Genomic DNA, 23935 nt, shown 5'->3' on the forward strand with positions numbered 1-23935 from the left:
GCATTTCGCTAGATGATTGATTTCCATTTACTCGAACTTGCCGTAGAACGCATTGCGATAAACATCTGCTAACTCTGTGACTAAAGGCATCCGTGGATTCGCAGTCGTACATTGATCTTCGAAAGCCCGGTCCGCTAAGTAATCGACACGTGCCTCGAATTGTTCAGGATTGAAGCCCAGATCCTGGAATTTCTCAGGAATACCGAGCTTCTGATTCAATTGGCGAATGGCTTCGATCAGGCTGTTGACGCCTTCTTCCGTTGTTTGGGCAGGAAGCCCCAGCATCCGGGCGATCTCGGCATATCGCTGGTCCGCCACGAAGTGATCGTATTTCGGGAACGATGTAAACTTTGTCGGCAGCTTGGCGTTATAGCGGATGACATGCGGCATCAGGATCGCATTGGTGCGGCCGTGAGCCGTATGATATTCGCCGCCCCATTTGTGAGCCAAGCTGTGGTTAATGCCAAGGAACGCATTCGCGAAAGCCATCCCCGCTATCGTTGAGGCATTATGCATTTTCTCCCGTGCGACAGGATCGCCGGTGGCATAGGATTTCTCCAGGTTGTGGAACACCAGCTGGATCGCCTTCAGGGCCAAACCATCCGAGTAATCATTGGCCATGACGGATACATAAGACTCGATCGCGTGCGTCAGAACGTCCATGCCGGTGTCGGCAACAGCTGTCTTCGGCAAGCTGTAGACATAGTCAGGATCAATGATGGCAACGTCCGGAGTCAGCTCGTAATCCGCCAGCGGGTACTTGGTATTACCTTTCTCCTTATCGGTGATGACCGCGAAGGAAGTCACTTCGGATCCTGTACCCGAAGTGGTTGGAATCGCAACGAACTTAGCTTTGCGTCCTAGCCGCGGATACTTGTAAACCCGTTTCCGAATATCCATGAATTTCTGTTTCAAGGCATCGAAGCTCGTATCCGGATATTCGTAGAAAAGCCACATCGCTTTGGCTGCATCCATAGGAGAGCCGCCGCCCAAGGCAATAATACAATCTGGCCCGAAGCTTGCCATCTGCGCTCTGCCTCGCTCTACGGTTTCAACAGACGGATCCGGTTCAACATCCGAGAAGACTTCGATGTAGACGGGCAGCTTACGCTTACGCAGATAATATTCGACCCGCTCTACGTAGCCCAGCTTCACCATCATAGGATCCGTAACGATCATTACGCGCGTGATGTCAGGCATTTTCTCCAGATATTGCGTAGCGCCCTTCTCAAAGTAAATTTTGGGCGGTATTTTAAACCACTGCATATTAACCGTCCGATAAGCAACTCTCTTCACGTTGATCAGGTTCACGGCACTCACATTGGAGGTTGTGGAGTTATGTCCGTAAGATCCGCAGCCAAGGGTTAACGAAGGCAGGTTGGTGTTATAGATGTCCCCGATAGCGCCATGCGTAGACGGTGAATTTACAATTACGCGTCCTGTCTGCAGCTTAGCTGCGAAGGCTTCGATCACATCCTTGTTTTGCGAATGGATGACCGAGGAATGGCCCATACCGCCGAATCTGACCACTTCGGCCGCCCGATCTATCCCTTGCTCCGCCGTTTTCACCTTATAGCAGGCAAGCACAGGACTTAATTTCTCGGCAGATAAAGGAAAGGCTTCCCCTACGCCAGTAAGCTCAGCGACCAGTACTTTCGTCGTTGCCGGTACTTTGACGCCTGCCATCTCCGCGATTCTCACAGCGGATTGACCGACGATAACGGCATTGACTGCGCATTTGTCCGAGTTGATGACAAGCTTGGATACGGCCTCGGTCTCCTCCTTGCCCAGGAAATAACACCCTTGATCCGCCATGAGCTTTTTCGTTTCCGCGTAAACGGCTTCTTCGATAATAACGGACTGCTCGGACGCACATATCATGCCATTGTCGAATGTTTTGGACAAAATCAAATCATTGACGGCCTGAGGTAAATTCGCCGATCTCTCGATAAAGCAAGGCACGTTGCCGGGGCCGACACCAAGTGCCGGTTTACCTGTGCTGTATGCGGCCTTCACCATGGAAGATCCGCCTGTAGCCAGAACCAACGCGACATCCGCGTGATTCATCAGCCGTTGAGTAGCTTCCACGGACGGATGCTTCACCCACTGGATGCAATGCTCGGGGGCTCCTGCTTTCACAGCGGCATCCAGCAGCGCTGCAGCAGCCGCGGCACTGGATTGCTGAGCGGACGGATGGAATGCGAATATGATGGGATTTCGGGTTTTGGCTGCTATTAATGACTTGAACATCGTCGTCGAAGTCGGATTCGTGACGGGCGTTACCCCGGCAATAATGCCAATCGGTTCGGCTACCATCCGGTAGCTTTCAAAGGTATTTTCCTCAATCACGCCGACGGTCTTGTTGTTTTTGATGCTATGATAGATGTACTCCGTAGCGAATAAATTTTTCGTAATTTTATCCTCATAGACGCCTCGGCCCGTTTCTTCGACAGCCAGCTTGGCAAGCGTCATATGAGCGTCGATCCCGGCAAGCGCCATTTGCTGGACGATGGCATCCACCTGTTCTTGATCCAATTCCATATAAGCTTGTTGCGCAAGCTTAGCTCTTGCAACCAACTGATCCACTTCATCCTGCGCGGAGATTTGCTCCTTCATCTTCATCTCTTTCATTGCCATAGCCGATCCACTCCTCTATAGTTAAGTGATGAGTTGCCGCTGGTTGTGTCTTCTGATCTTAGCTTAATCTTCAAGGCCTGCTTGCAACTATGATAAATGTCACAATCAGGGACTTTCGGAGTAACAGTTCCACGAATATTTTGTGAAATATTTCACAACATAATTGGAAGAAAAAGCACCAGCCTTTTCCCACTTCAAACTGGTGCTCAAGTTCACGTTACCAAGTCACAAAACCTTTGGAGCCGACACCTGGCTGCATCATCATATCCATTAACGGTATCGTATAAGCAATCAAAATTAACACCACCGACAAACTGATCCACACACTCCATCGGTCCAGATAAGCGGGAGTCGCTTCAGCCTGTTCCATGGCTTCGCCGACCGGATACTCGGTTACGCCCTTCGGCGCCCGAAGCAGTGCGAAGACGTTGTACACCATCAACAGAACGCCAATGAATAATACGGTGCCTCCAACCGCCATGAACACATAATACGGCATCCAGCCTGCTGCATCCGCATGCCCCTCATAGGTCGTGAATGCGGTTCTCCGCGGCGCACCGAAGAGTCCGACTAGATGCATGGCGCCTGACATCAGGAACATGCCTGCACACCAAATGACGGCTTGTATGATGCCAAGTTTATTCATTCGCGGCGTAAGCACTCGGCCTGTTACAGCCGGCAGCAGCCAGTAGGTGATCCCGAAGAACGTTAACGCCACGCTTGTCGCGACGGTTAAGTGAAAATGTCCGGTCACCCAAAGTGTATTATGGACGACTGCGTTCATTTGGTTACTGGCATTAATTAAACCGCCCGCACCGGCCGGAATAAAGATCAACATCCCCATGAACGGTGCAAAGAACCGCACATCTTTCCATGGCATCACCTTGACCCAACCGAACAACCCCTTAGCTCCTTTGGCACGGCCATTCAGCTCAAATGTCGCAAACAACGAGAAGGCCGTCATGAGCGACGGAACAACAACCATGAAGGTCAAGACAACCTGCAGGTACTTCCAGAATGAACTGATCCCCGGCTCCATCAGCTGATGGTGAAAGCCTACAGGAATCGAGAAGAGCAGCAGTAGGACAAAGGACAGTCTAGCCAGCGAGTCGCTATAAATGCGGCCTCCGATAATCTTCGGAATGATCACATACCAGCACATATACGCAGGCATCAGCCAGAAATACACGAGCGGGTGGCCGAAATACCAGAACAGGGTGCGGCTGAGCATCACATTGATCGTTTCCACCCATCCGAAGGACCATGGAATGAGCTGAATCAGAACCTCGGCGGCAACACCGAGCGTAGCAATTTGCCACATCAGGAACGTGATGACCGCCATGAAAGCGAACAGCGGAGAGTGCTTGCCTTTATGCGTTTTTTTCCAATACTTCATTTGGTAGAAGATCCCCCACCCGCTAATCCAGCTGCCCACCACTAATAGGGCTAAACCGATATAAAAGTAAGGGGAAGCTTTCATAGGTGCGTAGAACGTATAGAGCACGCTCGCTTTTCCCGTCAAAACCATAACGACTCCGAGGGCTGTTCCCACCGTCATTAAAGCAAACCCAAGCCAACCCATACGGTGTACAATCGGCAGCAATTTACCGCCCAACGTATATGAGATGCCGGAGTATAGAAAACCAATAATAAAGTAAGTCGTAAACACAATCCCCATCAAAACACCGTGCGCCGTCAACAACTCATAATAGCCGATGCCATATGGCAGTTTAATCGTCCCGCTCTTCACCATCGTTTGCAGCAGCCCGGCGATTCCCCCAATGAGCAAAGCAATGAAAGCGACGATGATATGAGCAACGACAAGCTTACCGTCTTTGAGATCGAATTTGTGTTCAAACCTATCCAAACGTTCTAACTTCATGCGGATATCCTCCCTTCTGTGTAACTTGCTGTCATTTTACGATAATGGTTGTTTTCATATATTCGTGCGCCCCACCGCAATATTCATTGCATAAGATGAGGTACTCGCCCGGCTTCGTAAATGTATGGCTCACATGGCTCACTTCCCCTGGAACAATCATCATATTGACGTTCGTCCCCGGAATCTCAAAGCCGTGTACGACATCCTGGCTCGTGACGATAAAATTAATCGTAGCTCCTAGAGGCACTTCCATTTTATCCGGCGCATAGCCGAAGGTAAAAGCGGTCATCACCGCTTCGTACTCTTGCTCCCCTGTCTGATGCAAACCGGGTTTGTCGAATGGAGCCGTCTCTTGGACCTTGGAAGGATCAATCTGATGATGATGCTCGCTCGGCGGCTTTACCCCCATGGCAAATGCGGAGACACCCAATACGCCGAGAAACACGAATAGCATACTGATTCCAATTGTTAGCCAAATTTTCTCTAGTTTATGAATATGCATGGCCTACCCCACCTTAATGAATAATGATCTGTACTATTGTCTTGCAAGGAATAATATGAAAACAGCAACCCAGCTTATGGCCAGAAATGCACCTAGCAGCATGACTGCGGCAAATGTGCCCTTCAGTGCTGGTTCCTGATCCGCTTTATCGGTCCTTACTCGATCTGGTTGTTCATTGCCTAACTTTCTAGCATTCATATAAGACCCGCCTCCAACTTTCAATTAGCTGTGCTATGTCCCTATTGTAGAAGCATTCTCCCGCAACCACTGTGATTCATATCACATCCGCTCAACTAAAAACGGAATCTTTGGTTACATCCCCGGCATCCAAATGTTTTGCAAAGCCTCGTACTCCTCCATAGTCTTCATACTGGAAATGAAATTCAGATCGACTCCGTTCTCCTGAAAGTATCTATCCGCTAACTCGCTCCAGAAGATATGATCCAGTAAAGCCGATAGCGTGGTTTCACCTCTATCCAACAGTGGAACAATTCTCGTTGTGCATGCGCGGTCATAAATGCCATGAAGGGGAATTAACTTACCCGCCACGAGCGGAATCACAGCCTCAAAGCCATCCTGCTTTCTGTACCGCATAAGCTCAGCGGCTTGGGATGAAATGAATGGCATATCGCAGCCTACGACCCATACAGAGTTATGCTTGGCTAACGATAATGCCGCGTGCATGCCGCCGAGTGTCCCATGACCAGCGAAAAAATCAGTTATAATGCGTACGGAGCGATCCAGAATCGGAAGATATGGTCTGGGATCGTTAGTTACGACGATAATTTCATCACACACCGTCCTCATCCGATCCACTTGCCGGACAATGAGAGGCTGTCCGCCAAACGGAAGCAATGCTTTCAGTTCTCCCTTCATCCGACGGTTCGCTCCACCGGCCAAAATGACTCCTGTAAGCATCACCATCACTCTCCCTTAATCAAGTTTGTATAACTTTACTTTAATCAAATGCATAAGCCCTGTAAGTGAAAAATGTCACACCCATTCAGGGGGGCTTGTGACATGGATCACATGGATCATGAAGGGAACGAACCCCCGTGCGACTTCATGATAAAAACCCTAGATCATTCAAGGATGAATGTTCTAGGGTTTTCATTTGTCTAAACCTTATAAGCCCGCATCGCCTTCCTAAGCTCCCGCCAGGTAGGCCGCTTGCCGTACATCAGTACGCCTGTGCGGTATATTTTGGCGGCGATCCACGCCATAACGCCGATCGCAACCAATTGTATCGCGATGGACAGCCACACCTCCCAGATAGCGGGAGAGCTCATGCCGATCCGCAGGAACATGATCAGCGGGGAGAAGAACGGCACGAAGGACATCGTGACGACGAAGCCGGCATTCGGGTTGTTCAGCCCGAAGATCGCGATCATGAAGGCCGCAACGATCAGCATCGTAACCGGCATAATCGCCTGCCCCACATCCTCCGTTCGGCTGACCAAGGAGCCCACCGCGGCGAAAACCGTGGCATAGATGAAGAAGCCCAACAGATAGAAGATCAAGAAATATGCGATAAGCGAGATCTGCATGTCTTCCCAGTTCAAGTTCATCTGCGAGACGAGCCGGCTGCCGCTCGACAAGCTGAGATTGACGACGGCGACAGCGATGGATAGCGCAATTTGCGTGAGCGCCAGCAAGCAGATGCCGACGATCTTCCCGAACATCTGCTTCAGCGGCGCTACGCTCGTAATGAGCAGCTCCATCACCCGTGAGCTCTTCTCGGCGGTAATCTCCATCGCTACCATGTTGCCGAAACCGATAACACCCATGTACAGCATGAACAGCATTACATATACGAGCGCATAGGACATCACCATTTGCGATTCGGTTTTGCCTGCTGCCCCCTGATCATTCAGCATGATCTGCACGGTTTCCAGCGAAACGGGCGCCTGAATGATCGCTTTCTGTTCAGACGCTATGCCTGCGCCCTGCAGGGCGACATCCGTCTTCACAAGCTGCAGTCCGGTTTGGAGCTTGCTCTTGAGCGAGAACTCCATTGCGCCTGGAGATTTGTAGACGGCTTTGGGGAAGCCGGCTGCCGCCGCATCTGTAAATTCCAGATAGCCTTTGATCTTCTTGTCCGCGATGAGCTGCTTGGCCAGCGCCTCATTTCCCGCAGCGCTGCCGGCATCCTGTAACGGGACTATCTTAATGTCCGGGTTATTCTGCGTATTGTAGTAAGCGGCCAGCTTATTCGCAATTTCCGCTTGTTTGCCCGGGAAGACGCCGACCGTGGCCGCCTCCTGCGAAGATAGCTTGGCCATGATTGCAGGCAGATGGATGAGCACGGACAGCAGGACGATCAGGATCAGACACATCACGCGGAACGACTTGGAACGGAAACGGGTCATATACGTAAATTTGATAACGGTTAGCGTGCTATTCATGTGCGTTTCCCACCTTTTGAATAAAAATTTCGTTCAGTGTGGGCTCCATAATTTGAAAGCGTTGGATGCTGGACTGCTCCATGGCATGCCGCAAAATAGACTGCGGATCAGCTGACGAATCGATGCGCAATTGGTACCCGCTCTGCTGCCGCTCGACCGCCCTTACGCCCGGAAGCCGCTCCAAACCTTCGACCTGCTCCTCCGTCTCCAGCACGATATGCTCCTTCGGAAAAGACGCTTTGATCTCCTTCAAGCTGCCCTGCAAGATCGTATTCGAGCGGTGCAGGATACAAATATGTTCGCACAGCTCTTCCACATGATCCATGCGGTGACTGGAGAACAAGATCGTTTTTCCTTCGTCGCGCAAGAGTTTGACCATCTTCTTCAACAATTCCACATTCACCGGATCAAGCCCGCTGAAAGCTTCATCCAGAACTAAGATATCAGGATTATGTATGACGGCGGCAATGAATTGAATTTTCTGCTGGTTCCCTTTGGATAGCTCTTCGACTTTTTTATGATAGTATTCCGGCACTTCGAACCGTTCCAGCCAAGTCTTGAGCGCGGCCTCCGCTCGCTTGCGGGTTAAGCCCCTGAGCTCGGCTAAATAAATGATTTGCTCGCTTACTTTGATCTTGGGATACAAGCCGCGCTCTTCCGGCAAATAGCCCATCAAACGCGTCAGCTCCTCGCGGTAACCGCGCCCTTGCCACATAATGCTTCCGGCATCCGGATAAATAAGGCCTAACACCATGCGCATCGTTGTCGTCTTCCCGGCTCCGTTCGCGCCTAACAGCCCGTAAATTTCGCCTTGCTTCACGCGAAGGTTAATCGAGTTCACGGCGGTCTTCTCGCCGTACTGCTTGGAGACGTTGTCTACCGTCAGCGGGTATGTCACGTTCTGCACCTGCCTTCCTGTCGAAGTAACTTGCCTATCCCTAGTTTACAGGAATTTGGAAAATAACTGAAATGCTGCGGCCACCGCGCAAAAAAGGCAAAAGCAGGACGCGCCCGCTTTTGCCTTCGTGCATTAGTTAAACTTGATCAAACCTACCGAGTACAAGAAAACGAAGATAATGAGAATCGGTGCCACATAACGCAGCAGGAACATCCATGCCTTATACCAGAAGCCCGTCAGGCCGGCTTCTTCCCCCGCCTTTTTCCACGCATACGCAGTGAACAAGGTCACGATTAACCCGCCGAACGGCATCAAAACATATGAGGTGGTGAAATCCATCCAGTCAAAAATGCTTTTGCCGCCAGGCGTGAAATTGCCGAGAACCCCTCCGACGGATAGGCCGGATGGAACCCCTACCAAGAAGCACAGAACGGAAAGAATCGTAGCTGCTTTTTTACGGCTCCACTGCCATTTATGCATCGCATAGGCGACCGGCACTTCCAGAATGGAAATTGCCGACGTCAAGGCCGCAATAGCAAGCAGCAGGAAGAATAACCCCCCGAAGAAAGCACCGAAAGGCATCTGCGAGAACGCGGCAGGCAGCGCCATGAACGCTAAGCCCACACCTTCGCCAGGCTTCAGCCCGTAGGAGAACACCGTAGGGAAAATGACCAAACCGGCAATGAAGGCATAGAGCAGATCGCCAAAGCCGATGGCCAGCGTTGCTGCGCCAAGCGATTGTCTTTTTTCCACATAGGAACCGTACGTCAGCATACAACCCATGCCTAACGACAAGGAGAAGAAGGCATGTCCCAGCGCAACAAGCGCAGACTCCGCATTGAGCTTGGAGAAATCCGGATTCAGGAAGAACGATACCCCTTCCGAAGCCCCTGGTAGTGTAAGCGAGCGGACCATCAACACCAGTAAGATCACCAAAAATCCAGGGATCAAAATTTTGTTGAATTTCTCAATCCCGCCCGATATCCCTTTGGCGATAATTCCGCCTGTGATGAGCATAACGAGGGCTTGCCAGAAAATTGGCCAGTAACCGCCGGCAAACGATACAAACTTCTCTTTATAATCCGAGCCATTTTGGAACAAGAGTCCGGTAAACGACTGGGCTGTGTAATGAAGCGTCCAGCCTGCAACGACGGCATAGTACGACATAATCATGAAAGCGGTGATGATCGACAGTAACCCGAAGGCTCCCCAGTATTTTTTGCCTGTCAAATTCACAAAGGACACGGATGCGTTCCCTCTGCCGCCGCGGCCGATCGTCATCTCTGCCAGCAGAATCGGCAGCCCGACTATGATTAAGCACACGATAAAAAGCAGGAAAAAAGCAGCCCCCCCATACTTGCCCGTAATATAAGGGAACTTCCACATGTTACCCAGCCCGACCGAACTGCCGATCGCAGCCAAAATAAAGCCGGTAGAGGTGAACCGCTCCGCCGCCCCTGCTTTCTTGCTTGAAGCTTGCAATGATGTCTGATGATTACTCATGATGCACTCCTTAACTATATCTTGATTCTATTAGGTTACCTAAATAATTGACCACCGTCATCTTGTAAAATATGACAACCACCCCGCTGAATTGGCCGACCCGTTTTGGCTGCCACCGGCTAAGGCCAAACCTCACCTTGCCTATTCTAACGGACACAGCGTACCTTATTGTCAGGTTTTTGAAGCAAACCGCGCCCCAAATGGGCAAATAACTGCACGTGTGTCCGTTAGACGTTCCAAAAAGCCCTTTTCAATGAATAAAGGCCCGTGTGTCCGTTAGTATTTGCTCACAACAAAAAAACCGAACCCGTGAACATCCACAGGCTCGGTTTTCTTTTATAAACCAAATATCGCATCAATCACAGGCTTCGTCGTACCGCCCGGATACATCAGATACAGCAGAACATACACCATCACACCGGTAGGCGCTGTAAGCAGCCACACGATCGCCGCCACTCTTCCAACCTTCTTATGCTTCAGGAACTTGTTCTTATAAGCCAGCCACAGCGTGATCAAACCAAGAACACCGCCGAGCGTTGCCAGAGCAATATGGAAGAATAGGAATAAATGATATGGCAGCCTCAAGCTCTCGGGCCCGCCAAATGAAGTATTGCCTTCGAACAGCGTGCGAGACATATAGATAATGAAGAACGCCAATGCGAAGATCGCTCCCAGGACCATCAGCTTCTGATGCGTGTCCCGGTTGCCTTTCACAATATGATACCAGCCGAACCCGACAAAGATGGCGCTGATCACAATAAACATCGTAGAAATCGTCGGTAAAATGTGCATCTCCCTAAATCCTTTCTTCTAAGCGCGATTCCAGTTCCCGCCCTGATTATTCAAGCCCTCTTGTACTTCCGTCAGCTCCATATCGTCGTCATCCTTCCGCTCTCTGCGATACCAACGGAAGAAGATATACGCAAGAACACCGCCATAGACGACTTCTTGAACGATTTTCATAAGAACACCGCCAAGCTGTTGATCATCAAGAGGCGACAAATGAGGGAACGGCACCGTCACATTCGCATACATGTCATAAATGATCGTGTCTGCGAAAATAATAAGCGCACAGGCCGGTGTCAGCAAGACGCCATTACCGAAGATATAGGCCATCTTCTTCAGATCGTTCAAGCGATTCAGCTCATCGATCGGACAGAAGACAGGGAACCACATCATGAACGCTGTAAACAGCAGTACCGTATGGTAGCCGAACAATGCCAGATCATTGGTCATCAAGTAATCCATAATCACCGGCATATGATAAATCGAGAAGAGCATGTTAAATAAGAAAAGCGCAATGAGCGGACGGGTAAAAAAGGTAAGCACAACGCGGAAAATAGCATTCTTCATCAGCGGCTGCAGCATCCATCCCCGCATCCCTTGCCAGATCAGAATCGGCACGACTAAATACAGAAGCGTTTGTTGAAGCATATGCATACTGAACAAGTAGTGATGGCCGATATAATTAATCGGACTGCCTTGACCGATGTAGAATAGCGCGAGTCCACTGTAGAAAGAGATCCGCTGGCTGGCCGAAACCGTCTCGAAATTTGCAGGCTGCCCATTCCCCTTAGTGACAAAGCGATGATATACATATCCGACAACAACGACCACCAATAGTAATACAGGACTCCACAACTCGAAAAATCCACCAATTTGGCCCATAGCTGATCTCTTTCTCCTTTCAACTCGCTTGAAAACAAAGAGGAGGCACTTTGCCTAGACAAAGTTGCCTCTTCCTTGATGGCTTACCACCACATCCAATATACGGCTGTAATTACACCAGTCAGAGCTACGAAAGCTCCACCCGCAATGAAGATCAGTGGAAATAAGTGACCTCTTTCTTTGGCATGCATCCAGAAGAACAACTGAATGACCGCTTGCACAAGGGCCAAAGTCACGATAAAGATGAGAATGAACGAACGATCCAAGTCTCCGTAAAGAACGACTGCGAATGCAAGCATGGTCAACAGGATCGAGATAATGTAAGACAAGTAGTGATTCAAAGGAGATTCATGTTTGACTCGTTTGTTAGGTGCGTGTGTATCATGAGAGTTGCTGCTCATCTTAGTGACCCACCTTCCCCATCAGATAAACGACTGTGAAGATAAATACCCAAACCAAGTCAATAAAGTGCCAGTACAGTGCTGCTACATAGAACTTAGGAGCTGTAACAACGGTAAGACCTTTCTTCAGTCCTTGTAAAATCAACAGCGTAATCCAGCAAATACCGAACGCTACGTGAGCTCCGTGGAACCCGACAAGCGTATAGAACGAAGTTGAGAAAGCACTTGTTGTAAACTTATGACCTTCGTGAACATACTCAACGAACTCATAAATCTCAAGACCCAAGAACGAAAGACCGAACAATACCGTAATCAACAGCCAGAACAATAGTTGGCCTAGCTTTTGTTTGTGCATCGCGATAATCGCGAATACACTTGTCAAACTACTTGTTAAGAGGATAAATGTCGACCAGCCCACTGTGCTGAGCTTGAAAATTTCCTCTGCTGTAGGACCATCTGGAACAGAGTTGCGAAGCGCGATGTAAGTCGCGAACAAGCAACCGAACAATACAACCTCGGCGCCAAGGAATAACCAGAATCCGAGGACCTTATTTTTCCCTTCGAGGGTAGCCGTTTCCGGATTAGCAGGCAGTGCGCCCGTGTGATGACTACTCATGCCTTTACCCCCTTGTCATTTTCAAGCTCTTCTTTCTCAATATGCCAACCGTGGTCGTCATAGACCGAACGCAAGAACATCGCGATCAGGGTGATGACCAAACCCGCGCCTGCAACAATGTAGTTTTTGTACATGAAACCAAAACCTGCAATGAACAAGCCGATGGACATAACGAGCGGCAGGATCGACGCGGACGGCATATGAATCGAACCAACAGGTTCAGCCGGAGTCATCTGTTTGTTACCAGCCATTTTCTCTTTCCAAAGTGCATCATATCCGCGAACGAGCGGAGTTTGTTTGAAGTTGTATTCAGGTGCAGGTGAAGGAATTGCCCACTCCAATGTGCGGCCATCCCATGGATCGGCTGCAGCTGTAACCGGTTTTCTCATTGTAGAGATGATGTTGATCAAGAACACGATAGTTCCAAGACCCATCAAGAATGCGCCTACTGTAGAAACCAAGTTCCCTACTTCCAGGTCATAGCCTGGCTGGTACGTAAATACCCGACGCGGCATCCCCATCAGACCCAAGAAATGCTGCGGGAAGAACGTCAAATGGAAGCCGATGAAGAACAACCAGAAATGCAATTTACCCAAACCTTCGCTCAGCATGCGGCCGAACATTTTGGGCCACCAGTAATACAGACCTGCGAACAAGCCAAGTACCAGACCACCAACGATAACATAGTGGAAGTGAGCTACTACGAAATACGTATCGTGATATTGGAAGTCAGCCGCTGGAATCGCGAGCATAACCCCTGTCGTTCCACCCATAACGAATGTCGGGATGAAAGCCGTTGCGAAGACGTTCGCCGTTGTGAAACGGATTTGTCCGCCCCATAGCGTGAACAACCAGTTGAAAATTTTAACGCCTGTAGGAACCGCAATCGCCATCGTTGCAATCGAGAAGATCGAGTTGGCAACGGGACCCAAGCCTGTTGTGAACATGTGGTGAACCCAAACCATGAAGCCCAAGAAACCGATTAACACAGTTGCGAAGACCATGGAGCTATATCCGAAAAGACGTTTCTTAGAGAACGTCGAAACGATCTCGGAGATGATACCGAATGCAGGAAGGATCAAGATATAAACTTCGGGGTGACCGAAGATCCAGAATAGATGCTCCCATAGTACGTTGTTACCGCCTCTGGCTGCATCGAAGAATGCTCCGCCGAAGACACGGTCAAACATCAGCTCAACCAAGGCAACTGTAATGGCAGGGAAAGCAAGAACGATCAAACCGGATGTGATGAATGCAGCCCATGTAAACATCGGCATACGCATATATGTCAGACCAGGTGCACGCATGTTGATGATAGTAACGAGGAAGTTAATCCCCCCGATAAGCGTACCGATACCGGCAATTTGCAGACCGAGTACATAGAAGTCTGTTCCTTGCAAGTTATTTTCAAGCGTTTGGCCCCAACCGGAGTCCGTGATCGAGGACAACGGAGCGTACCCCGTCCATCCGGCATCCGGTGCACCGCCCAAGAACCAGCTTGTGTTCATCAGAATGCCGCCCGCGAAGAACAGCCAGAAACCAAGCGAGTTCACGAATGGGAACGCAACGTCCCTTGCACCGATTTGTAGAGGAACGATGGCATTCATGAATGCGAAGATGACCGGCATCGCCGCAAAGAAAATCATCGTAGTTCCGTGCATCGTTGTTAATTGGTTAAATGCATCGCCGACGAAAATATGTTGGTCGGGGTAAGCCAGCTGAATCCGAATCAGAATGGCTTCAAGTCCACCTACGAGGAAGAAGAACCCGCCCGCAAGTAAGTACAGGATACCGATTTTCTTATGATCGACTGTTGTAAGCCAATCCATAAGTCCGGTATGTTTTTTTACTGGATGAGAGTGAGCCAACGTATGAACCTCCTTTACCTGAGAAGTTTATTTCAAAGTCTGTAAGTACTGAACGATATCGTTAATTTGGGCATCGTCAAGCTTGCCGCCTGCTTCTTTGCCGAAGGCCGGCATTTTGTTACCTGGCTTCTGCTCTTGTGGATTATGTATCCATAAAGCCATTTTCTCAGGCGTATGTTCCAGAACACCAGCAAGCGTATCGCGGTCTGCGAAACCTTTGAGGTTCGGAGCAACACCAGGGCCGTTAGCTGTAACAGCGTGGCAAGACATACAATTTTCTTTGAAAAGTTCTTCACCTTTCTGTGCAGTTGCCGGCACAGTAACAGGCGCTTTCATTTTCGCTACCCAAGCATCGAAATCAGCTTGACTCTTAGACTCAACTGTGAAATTCATCAAGGCGTGAGAAGCTCCGCAAAGCTCTGTACATCTTCCTTGGAACGTGGAGATTTCATCAGCTTGCAAGTAAAGCGTATTGGAGATTCCAGGGTTCGTATCTACTTTACCGCCCAGGGATGGTACCCAGAATGCGTGAGAAACGTCCGCGGAAACGAGTTCGAATGCAATGATTTTATCCTTTGGTACAACAAGCTCTTGAGCTGTTGCGATACCCAGATCCGGATATTCGAACTGCCACCAGAATTGATGTGCAGTGACTTTGACGTGAACGGCGGCTTTGTCCTGCGTGTAATTCTTAGAATGTTTGAAAGTGTAGGATACTGTCGGCACCGCAAGCACTAACAGCAAGAGAATCGGAACGACGGTCCAGATGATCTCAAGCACGTGGCTTCCTTCCACTTGTTTCGGTATGCTGTTGTCGCCATCGCGTTTCTTGTAGCGAACCAAAACATACGCATAAATTGCAAAAACGACAATTACGACAAAAACCATGATAAAGAGACTTAATTTCATCAGGAATAGCTGCTCTGATGCAACAGGACCTTTTGGCTGTAAAGCAGACAGAGTTGGGTCTCCACACCCGGTTAGCAAGAACGTCATTACCGCTAGAAGGGGTAGCAGACGCCATAACTTTTTCAATCGACTCATTGTATCAACCCCACTTTTAAAACATTATTTTTACCACGATGGCCATGCCCATGTCAATTCACTTTATTAACTATAAATTCGTGAAAAGTTTTTGTCAATCGCTGGAGCAGAGTTCACAAATTGTTCTTAAACCGCTCTGTAGCGATATATTTTCCCTCCATGGCTATTTCCATACACCCACCTCTCTATGCACAAAAGTGTATATTTGTGAACACGAATAAAAGGAGAGAAACATCCCATCCTAATAGACATTACACGTGATAAGGGAGGTCATTTATGATGCTCAGTAAGTTAGGTTTTCCTATTTCTGGAATGCTATTCCTCATGCTGGCTTTAACCGGATGTACGGAAGGCGGAAGGGAATATGGCAAGAGCCCGGACCATACCAACTTCGGATCCCCTGTCGACAAATCGACAGATTCCGAGAGAGCCTACCAAACGCAGCAGCTCTACGGACCGGTCAAGCACGATAATACGAAGCTGGAATACAACCAATTCCTATCCAATCAGCTGAATGCCATGAATGGTGTGAATACGGCCATCGTTATGACAACGGATAAAAACGCCTATGTCGCCCTAATGATCGACAGCAGCGCAACGGGCACCAAAGGCACGACCAAGGAAGCAAACAACCAAGGTACGCTGAAAGGCTTCTATAATGATAATGCCCCGTTCAACGATTATCTGCCCTCCAATGATCTAAGCAATGGATATAATAGTTATGAAACAGCGATTCATCACGATCTTCTCTCCCATCGTTTCAAACAAGCTATGGCTGAGAAAATTCGTCTGCTTCAACCAAGTGTGATGGATGTTTACATTTCCGCCAACCGTGATTTTCTTAACCAAATGAACAACTATGCGCAAGAAAGCTGGAAAGGGCATTCGCTGATGCCGCTTTTAACGGATTTCAACCAGACCGTATCACGGGTTTTCGGTACGGCGCAGGTTTTGCCGGAAGATTAAACAACGTTCTGATGAATTTCTTCTATATATAAAGAAGATAATTACTGCATGTAGGCCGGCTCCTGTTTTCATTTGTCTGGCATTCCTGTACAATGGGGGAATCGTCTTACACCGGGGAGATTTTGGTCAATGACCAAAGTTCCCTATAAATAGTAGGAAAAAGGGAGCTGGCCAATTTACCATGTCAAATGGATTTGCCTCATTAGGAATTAGAGAACGTCTTGTCCAAGTATTACAAGCAGGAGGCGTCGTAGAACCGACCCCCATTCAACGAGAAGCTATCCCCGTGCTGCTGCAAGGCACGGATGTTATTGCACAAGCACAGACAGGTACAGGCAAAACATTAGCCTTCGTTCTTCCGATATTAGAGACCATCGATGTAGAAAGCACGGATGTGCAAGCTCTGATTATGACGCCTACGCGGGAGCTCGCGATTCAGATCACCAACGAATTGAAAACACTAGCCCCCGTTACGGGAGCTAAGGTACTTGCGGCCTATGGCGGCCAGGATGTAGAAAAACAGCTTAGAAAACTTCAAGGGAACATACATATAGTAGTAGGAACTCCGGGAAGGCTGCTGGATCATCTTCGCCGCGGTTCTATCAATTTCTATAAATTGAAAGTACTTGTATTGGATGAAGCGGATCAGATGCTGCACATGGGCTTCCTTCATGAAGTGAAGGATATCATTGCCCAGACGTCTCCTTATCGCCAAACTCTGCTCTTCTCCGCTACCATGCCTGACCAAGTGATGAACTTGTCCAAGGCCTATATGAAAGAACCGCGAGAGATCAAAATTCAAAGCAAACAAGTCACATTGACGGAAATTCAGCAAGTGCTTGTACCGACGACCGACCGCCAAAAGCTAGACGCTTTGGTTGCGGCCATCAAACAGTACAGACCTTATCTGGCGATGATTTTCTGCCGTACGAAGGCAAGAGCCATCGCCTTGAATGAAGCCCTGCAGGAATTGGGCCTAATGTCCGACGAGCTGCACGGGGACTTGTCCCAAGCCAAGCGGGAGCAAGTCATGAAACGATTCCGCGATGGCCGCGTCGAGCTCCTGGTTGCAACGGACATTGCCGCACGCGGATTGGATGTCGAAGGCGTTACGCATGTGTTCAATTACGATGTACCGCAGGATGCCGAGAGCTATATTCACCGAATCGGCCGTACGGGCCGCGCCGGTGAGACGGGGGTTGCCGTTACCTTCGCAACGCAGCGGGATATGCCGACGATCGAGCTGATCGAGAAAGGCATCAAAATGTCGCTGCGCGGCGGCGAGTCTCAACAGCGCCGCGTACGCTCCACTTCGGAGGAATTCGCTGAGCACAGCGGCAGAGGTTCCGGGCGCCGCAGCGGCGGCAGCTCCCGCACAGGCCGCGGCGAGCGAGCCGGAGAAGGCCGCCAGAGCCGGGGCCGATCAGGTGCACGCGAAGACAGAGCCGGCGTGCAATACGGCACAGGCCGCGCAGGCCGCGGCGATGCGCCTAGAGGCGCACGGCCGTCGAAGGTGAATTCGGAGCGCCATCCGAATACATGGGGCCGCGCCGTGAGCAAGGAACCCGAAGGCGTGGAAACGGGCCGCGGTGACGGCCGAAGCGCTGGCAAGACGCGCGTCACTTGGGGCCGCGGCGATGAGCGCGCTCCGCGCGCAGCAGGCCGCAGCGAAGGTGCAGACCGCAAGCGCACCGTACAGAACGGCGATCGTTCCTTCTCGCCGTACAACAAGTACGCCGGTACGGAACGTAACGATGCCGCTGGTGCTTCCCGCGGCGGCCGCGGCGGTGGACGCGGCGGCAATGCGGAGCGCGGCTCCCGCAGCGACAGCTTCGGCGCGCGCAGCGGCAGTGCGGAGCGCGGCTCCCGCAGCGATAGCTTCGGCGCACGCGGCGGCAGTGCGGAGCGCGGCTCCCGCAGCGATAGCTTCGGCGCACGCGGCGGCACGCCTCGCGGCAGTGGAACCCGCGGATCAGCACCTCGCGGATCTGCATCTAGAGACGGTGCGCCGAAAGGCGGACGCGGCAGAAACCGCTAGTCGAAAAAGCGTTTTCAAAGCCAGACCTTTACCGAACAACCTGAACCATGTAAAATATAACTATGGTTGAAAATGATCCTACTTAGACAAAAATCGTTTCAACACCGTTGCAGGCACGTAGGATTTACCCCCCACTTTTCACAAATAAGGAGGTATGTTCCATGTACGCATTAAAGGACAAGGAAATGATTTTTGTATTCACCGGTCCGCACGGAGCTGGTCGTAAAACAGTTGCTGAAATGTCGGGATCTACACTGGGCATGAAGCAAGTGATTTCTTACACCACCAGACCTCCGAGAGCAACCGAGGAAGACGGTCAAGATTATCACTTTATCTCCCCTGCCCAATTCGTCCAGACGCAGGCAAACGGTGAATTCATTGAGGTCAGTACCGTCAATGATCATTTATATGGCATCAAAAGCGCCGATATTGAACATATGTTCGAGAATAGCGGCAGCATTTATTTGATCTTGAACCGTTTCGGTGCGGAGACGCTCAAGAAGCTGTATGGCGACCGCGTCGTGCTTGTCTTCATCTATGCGCAGCGGAATACCCTCGAGGAGCGGATGAGAGAAAGCGGAGATTCCGAAGACATGATTCAGAAATATCTCTCTCATTATGAAGATGAGATGGCTTACCGCGATCAGTGCGATCACGTCTTCGAGAATGTGGATCTGGCCCATACCGTTTTTGATCTGACCAAGACGTTGGACAAATATTTGAACCGGAATCTGGTTGATCTGGATTAACATACAGCCTATAACAGGCCTGGACGTCATGCGTCCGGGTCTTTTCAATTGACGGAAAGGAGCATTTCGTTATGAAAATCATTTCTATCGAACCTACACCAAGCCCGAATTCCATGAAGCTGAACATGGATGAATCCCTGCCCGCAGGGGTTCGTACCACCTATACCAAGGATAACATCGCCGGGGCTCCGGAACCTATCCGCCAACTGATGGCCGTTCAAGGCGTCATCAGCGTGTTCCATGCAGCCGACTTCATCGCGCTGGACCGCACCTCCAAAGGGGACTGGCAGTTCATTCTGGCCAAGGCCCGGGACATTTTCGGCGAAGCTGCGGGGGCTGCGTCCGGAACCGGACTGATGGCCGAACAACCGCAGGCCGATGTTTCGTTCGGCGAGGCCCAAGTCCTCGTGCAGATGTTCCGCGGCATCCCGCTCCAGGTACGCGTGCGCGCCGGCAGTGAAGAAGTTCGGGCGGCCATGCCCGAACGCTTCACCGAGGCGGCGGTCCGCGCAGGTACGGCATCGCCGAACCTGATCAAGGAGCGGAAGCTCGAAGAGCTCGGCGTGCGCTACGGCGAGCTCAAAGACATCGCGGGCGAAGTCGTCCAGGAACTGGACGCTTCTTATGACACCGCCCGCGTCGAATCCCTGGTCTCCATGGCGATGCAGGAGACCCCGGCCGCGGCTTCCGCGGATGCCGAAGCCGGCCTGGAAGCAGGCGCAGTGCTGGAGCAGCTGCGCCACAGCGACTGGAAGCTGCGCTACGCCGCGCTTCAGAGGATTCAGCCGTCGCTGGAGACGCTGCCGCTTCTCGTCCATGCCCTGCAGGACGAGAACACGTCGATCCGGCGGCTGGCGACGGTGTACCTCGGGGACATCAAGGAGCCCGAGGTACTGCCTTACCTGTATCGCGCCTTGGAGGACGATACGGCTTCAGTGCGCCGGACAGCGGGCGATACGCTGTCCGATCTGGGCGACCCGGCCGCTATGCCGGCCATGGCGAAGGCGCTCAAGGACCGCAACAAGCTGGTCCGTTGGCGCGCCGCGCGCTTCTTATACGAAGTCGGCGACAGCTCCGTGCTGAAGGACCTGCACGAAGCGGCGGACGACCCCGAGTTCGAGGTCCGCATGCAGGTGAAGATCGCGCTGGAGCGGATCGAAGGCGGGCATGCCGCCGAGGGCTCCGTATGGCAGCAAATGACGCGGCGGAATGAGCTGTAAACGGTCTGCATCATTCAGGTCTAACGGACACCGCGGCCGTTAATTCCCTGAATTCAGCCGCGCTGCAGATCTGACGGACACCAGGGACCTTATTTGCCCGATGGCAAGGTGAAATCACGCGGAAATGAGAGAATAACGGCTGCCATGTCCGTTACAATTTCACAACCGCTCGATTGGGGTGAATAAGAGCTGGTGTGTCCGTTAGTCGATTAGCCCGCAGGCCGGATCCCTTCGATATACACCAAAAGGCTAGTGAAGCAGCGATTCCGCTCTTCACTAGCCTTTTTTGCCGCCTGGTCGGCAGCCTTACGTTACAGCTTCACGCGCAGCTCCTCCACCGAAACGCGCCGCGCGCCGTGCTTTCTCGGCTGCGCGGACTCGATCGACGGTGCCGACTCTCCCGCTTCCTGCATCTTGCGAATGAGCCGCTCCCGCAGATCGGCGGTTATGCCCTGGTACGGCTCCAGCCCGACCAAGTTGCACAGTTCGTGCGGGTCGGCCTGCAGGTCGTAGAGAAACTCCTCGGTATACGCTTCCGAGCCCTTGATCCGGTTGCCGTCCAAATGCGGCGCGCTTACGCTGTACTTCCAGCGCTTCGTCCGGATCGCCCGGCCGACCTGCGACTCGCTGATCTGGACGAGCACTTCCTCCGGCCAGTCCGCCCGTTCGCCGCGCAGCAGCGGCAGGATGGAACGGCCTTGCATATCCGTGGGAACCGGAATGCCTGCGGCATCCAGCAGCGTCGGCGGGATATCCACCAAGGAGACCAGCTCCTGCAAGCGGCCACCGGCTTGGAAGCAGCCGCCGGTCAGCGCGGTCGGCACACGAATCGAGCTGTCATGGCAGGAGCGCTTGTACTCGCTGTTCCTCGTTTTGAAGTGACAGCCATGATCCGAAGTAAAGAGCACGATCGTGTCCTCCTCCAGCCCGAGGCTTCTCAGCGCGTCGAATAAGCGGCCAAGCGCTTCGTCGAGCCGCTTGATCATCCCGTAGTAGCCGCCTAGATGCTGGTGTGCCGTTCCTCCCAGCGCCGCCAAATCCGCCGGAACATACTTGCCGCTGTAACGTCCCTCGTACCCGATCGGTGCCGGATAGTTGTCGGCATGGTTCTGATGGTGCGGCTCGATGTACGAGAGGAACAGGAAGAAAGGATCGTCCTGATGCCGGTCCACATACCGGATCGCCGCATCCGTCTGCGCATCCACCCGGTAGCCCGGCAGCTTAACCGGTCTCTCGTCGTTGTCGTACATCACGGTGTCATACGCATCCGAGGAAAATTCCAGAATATTGGAAGCCAGCCAATAGTCATAGCCGCCTCGTTGATCCTGGGGAACAGGCTCACGGTCAGCCAAGTGCCACTTGCCGATATAGCCCGTTCGGTATCCGTGCTCCCGGAAGTAATGGGCCAGCGTCCGCGACTCCTGCGGCAGCGGAATGCCGTTCACGTAGCAGCCCGTTTCCGTGGCGTACTTCCCGGTCTGCAGGCTGGACCTCGCCGGACCGCATACCGGTTGACATGTGAACGAGTTGAAGACGTGCGTCCCCTCCATCGCCATGCGATCGAAGTTCGGCGTCAAATCGAGGGGGTTGCCATGCACCCCGGCCGTATCCCAGCGCTGCTGATCCGTGAAGAAGACGATGACATTCGGCTTCCTCCCCGTTGGTGTCTTGGTCTCAGTTTTGGTCCCCGCATTGGTATCAGTTTTGGTAACAGCTTTGGTCCCAGCTTTGGTCCCAGTTTCGGCCCCAGCCTGGCTCCCAGTCTCTGCCCCAGTCCCGGTCTGACTCTCCGCCTGCGCCTTCGAGCCCGTCTCTGCCTGCACCTCTGCCCTTCTCTCTCCGCCTGCCCCAGCTCTTAATTCCGCTTCCGAAACTGCTCCTATCCCTGCTTGCGATCCTGCGCCTCTCTCATCCCTGCCTGCCATCCGCGGTTTCCCTCCTTAGCCCTTCTTCCACAGCTCATTAGCTTGCTGTTCAATCTTCTGTCCGCCTTGCTGATAATACTTTTGTACGAACTCATCGAACTTATCAATGGACCAGACGCCGGTGACAATCTTCACGAAGTACTCGGTCCACAGCTTCTTCTCCAGATCCGGGTAATCGAGCTCGGCAGGCACCGTTTTCCATAGCGCGTTCTTCAGCAAATATTTCGAGGAAATATCGAGCGCCCCGCGAACGTCCTCGTTCGTCCAGCGGCGGTCCGTCACCTGAACGAAGCGGATCGGATTCGAGAACCCTTTTTTATACAGCTCCGTATACGTGGATTTCTGCGTAATTAAGTTTTTGGCCGCATCGAAGGTATAGTCCACGTTCTCTTCCCCATAAGTCACCAGGTTGATCCCGCCGTTCGGCTCCTCGCTCACCGACCAATCCAGCATCTGCATCAATCTCTCCGGATCCTTGGCTTTGGCGCTGACGGCCCGCAAGCTGCCCCCGGCGAACGGATTCACTTCCGGCATGCCCTGCTTGCCTGTCGGCCCCACGGGAGGAGCGACCATCGTCAGCTTCGCCGTCGGCGTCGCTTTCACCAGCGCCTCAGGGATTTGATGCCCTTTGGGATCCACATGGAACACATCGCCTTCATAAGCGCCGATCTTGGAATTGACGATTCTGGATTCGCCCTGCTTGATCTCCATAACTAGGAATTCAGGGTCGATCAAGCCCTCTTTGTACCACGACTGCAAGAGGGCAAGCGCTTGCTTGGTTTCCGGCAGTACGAAGCTTTTCACAATTTTACCGTCCCTCTCCGTCCAGTACACCGGTCCTGTCGTCCCCGGCGAGACAAGGCTTATCCCGAAAGCGCCGAAAATGGAGCTGAACATGGACATTTTGTTGCCGCCTAACCCGTAGGTATCCTTTTGCCCGTTTTTATCCGGATCGTTCATCGAGAAAGCCTTCAGCACATCGTGCAGCTCATCGAGCGTCTTCGGTTTCTTAAGGCCCAAGTTATCGAGCCAATCCTGCCGCAACAGCAAGCCGGAGACATTCGGGGAATTGAACGATTCCGCCCGAACCCCGTATGGAATGGCATAGATTTTGCCGTCGAACTTAACGCCTTCCCAGCGCTCCTTCGGCACAACCTTCATTAAGTGCGGAGCCTTCGCCAACAGATCGTCGAGCGGCTTCACCAGCCCTTGATTGACATACTGCGCCAGCGTAGTCGAATCGACACTGAAATAATCCGGCAGCTCCCCGGAGGAAGCCAGCAGGTTCAGTTTGGTCTTGAACTCGTCTCCGGCAAGGAGACTGACCTTATAATCGACGCCTTGGATGCCTGCTTTCTCCATCTGGGCGATCACTTTGGCTTTGGCCTCCCCGCCATTTTCAGGATATTCAGGGATTCCCGCGTTCATGAAAATGTTAAACGTCACCGGGGACTTACTGCCGGCAGCCTTGCCGCTGTTATCCGCCCCCGTGCTGGAACTGCCCGCCGTTTCATTCTCGGCGCCGCAGCCTGCGAGAACAGCTCCCATCATACATGTGACACAGACCAACGATAGCATTTTGCTCATTTTTTTCATCCTAAGACCCCTCCACT

20 protein-coding genes are annotated in these 23935 nt (G+C 51.8%); 4 read left to right on the forward strand and 16 right to left on the reverse strand.

Translation table 11 applies throughout. From position 1 onward, the window contains the following. Positions 1–27: 27 nt before the first annotated feature. From adhE to coxB, 14 genes are all read right to left on the reverse strand, one after another. Positions 28–2637 carry a bifunctional acetaldehyde-CoA/alcohol dehydrogenase gene (gene adhE, locus PUT07_RS06900; RefSeq protein ID WP_274467084.1) on the reverse strand — a complete coding sequence of 870 codons (2610 nt, stop codon included), beginning with the start codon at positions 2635–2637 and terminating at the stop codon, positions 28–30. Positions 2638–2854: 217 nt separating this feature from the next. After that, positions 2855–4519, reverse strand: a complete 1665-nt coding sequence (locus PUT07_RS06905) for a b(o/a)3-type cytochrome-c oxidase subunit 1 (protein WP_274467085.1) — start codon at positions 4517–4519, stop codon at positions 2855–2857. A gap of 31 nt (positions 4520–4550) precedes the next feature. Continuing rightward, the gene (locus tag PUT07_RS06910) at positions 4551–5021 is read right to left on the reverse strand and encodes a cytochrome c oxidase subunit II (protein ID WP_274467086.1); all 471 of its coding nucleotides are present in this window, start codon (positions 5019–5021) and stop codon (positions 4551–4553) included. A gap of 33 nt (positions 5022–5054) precedes the next feature. Continuing rightward, a complete protein-coding gene (locus tag PUT07_RS06915) occupies positions 5055–5219 on the reverse strand; it encodes a cytochrome c oxidase subunit 2A (RefSeq protein WP_274467087.1) in 165 nt (54 codons plus the stop codon). 114 nt (positions 5220–5333) lie between these two features. After that, positions 5334–5939 (reverse strand): molybdenum cofactor guanylyltransferase, encoded by a 606-nt coding sequence (gene mobA, locus PUT07_RS06920; protein WP_274467088.1) that lies wholly within the window; start codon positions 5937–5939, stop codon positions 5334–5336. A 200-nt stretch (positions 5940–6139) separates the two neighbouring features. Further along, complete coding sequence (locus PUT07_RS06925; RefSeq protein ID WP_274467089.1) at positions 6140–7426, reverse strand: ABC transporter permease; 1287 nt, start codon at positions 7424–7426, stop codon at positions 6140–6142. Continuing rightward, positions 7419–8324, reverse strand: a complete 906-nt coding sequence (locus tag PUT07_RS06930) for an ABC transporter ATP-binding protein (RefSeq protein ID WP_274467499.1) — start codon at positions 8322–8324, stop codon at positions 7419–7421. The genes PUT07_RS06925 and PUT07_RS06930 overlap by 8 nt, the downstream gene beginning before the upstream one ends. A gap of 132 nt (positions 8325–8456) precedes the next feature. Beyond that, positions 8457–9827 (reverse strand): sodium-dependent transporter, encoded by a 1371-nt coding sequence (locus PUT07_RS06935; RefSeq protein WP_274467090.1) that lies wholly within the window; start codon positions 9825–9827, stop codon positions 8457–8459. A 336-nt stretch (positions 9828–10163) separates the two neighbouring features. After that, positions 10164–10619: a DUF420 domain-containing protein gene (locus PUT07_RS06940; RefSeq protein ID WP_274467091.1), complete on the reverse strand. Its 456-nt coding sequence runs from the start codon at positions 10617–10619 to the stop codon at positions 10164–10166. Between the two features lie 18 nt (positions 10620–10637). Beyond that, positions 10638–11495, reverse strand: coding sequence for a cytochrome c oxidase assembly protein (locus PUT07_RS06945; RefSeq protein WP_274467092.1), 858 nt, complete (start codon positions 11493–11495; stop codon positions 10638–10640). Between the two features lie 83 nt (positions 11496–11578). Then, complete coding sequence (locus PUT07_RS06950; RefSeq protein ID WP_274467093.1) at positions 11579–11896, reverse strand: cytochrome C oxidase subunit IV family protein; 318 nt, start codon at positions 11894–11896, stop codon at positions 11579–11581. Position 11897: 1 nt separating this feature from the next. Beyond that, entirely contained in the window at positions 11898–12512 is a 615-nt protein-coding gene (locus tag PUT07_RS06955) for a cytochrome (ubi)quinol oxidase subunit III (protein WP_274467094.1), read from the reverse strand. After that, positions 12509–14380 carry a cytochrome c oxidase subunit I gene (ctaD, locus tag PUT07_RS06960; RefSeq protein WP_274467095.1) on the reverse strand — a complete coding sequence of 624 codons (1872 nt, stop codon included), beginning with the start codon at positions 14378–14380 and terminating at the stop codon, positions 12509–12511. The genes PUT07_RS06955 and ctaD overlap by 4 nt, the downstream gene beginning before the upstream one ends. Before the next feature lie 27 nt (positions 14381–14407). After that, the gene (gene coxB / locus PUT07_RS06965; protein WP_274467097.1) at positions 14408–15424 is read right to left on the reverse strand and encodes a cytochrome c oxidase subunit II; all 1017 of its coding nucleotides are present in this window, start codon (positions 15422–15424) and stop codon (positions 14408–14410) included. 276 nt (positions 15425–15700) lie between these two features. Here coxB and PUT07_RS06970 point away from each other — a divergent pair, with 276 nt between their 5' ends. The 4 genes from PUT07_RS06970 (at position 15701) to PUT07_RS06985 (ending at position 20397) form a co-directional block, all read left to right on the forward strand. Continuing rightward, a complete protein-coding gene (locus PUT07_RS06970) occupies positions 15701–16390 on the forward strand; it encodes a YhcN/YlaJ family sporulation lipoprotein (RefSeq protein WP_274467098.1) in 690 nt (229 codons plus the stop codon). 181 nt (positions 16391–16571) lie between these two features. Then, entirely contained in the window at positions 16572–18428 is a 1857-nt protein-coding gene (locus PUT07_RS06975) for a DEAD/DEAH box helicase (protein ID WP_274467099.1), read from the forward strand. Positions 18429–18589: 161 nt separating this feature from the next. After that, positions 18590–19177, forward strand: coding sequence for a guanylate kinase (locus tag PUT07_RS06980; protein ID WP_274467100.1), 588 nt, complete (start codon positions 18590–18592; stop codon positions 19175–19177). Positions 19178–19248: 71 nt separating this feature from the next. Continuing rightward, the gene (locus PUT07_RS06985; protein WP_274467101.1) at positions 19249–20397 is read left to right on the forward strand and encodes a conserved virulence factor C family protein; all 1149 of its coding nucleotides are present in this window, start codon (positions 19249–19251) and stop codon (positions 20395–20397) included. 311 nt (positions 20398–20708) lie between these two features. On the opposite strand, the gene PUT07_RS06990 is transcribed toward PUT07_RS06985, so the two are convergent. Both PUT07_RS06990 and PUT07_RS06995 read right to left on the reverse strand, forming a co-directional pair. Then, the gene (locus PUT07_RS06990) at positions 20709–22322 is read right to left on the reverse strand and encodes a sulfatase-like hydrolase/transferase (protein ID WP_274467102.1); all 1614 of its coding nucleotides are present in this window, start codon (positions 22320–22322) and stop codon (positions 20709–20711) included. 15 nt (positions 22323–22337) lie between these two features. Next, entirely contained in the window at positions 22338–23918 is a 1581-nt protein-coding gene (locus tag PUT07_RS06995) for an extracellular solute-binding protein (RefSeq protein WP_274467103.1), read from the reverse strand. Positions 23919–23935 lie beyond the last annotated feature (17 nt).

The sequence above is a fragment of the Paenibacillus sp. MAHUQ-63 genome, from assembly GCF_028765165.1.
In the GTDB taxonomy this organism is placed as follows: domain Bacteria; phylum Bacillota; class Bacilli; order Paenibacillales; family NBRC-103111; genus Paenibacillus_E.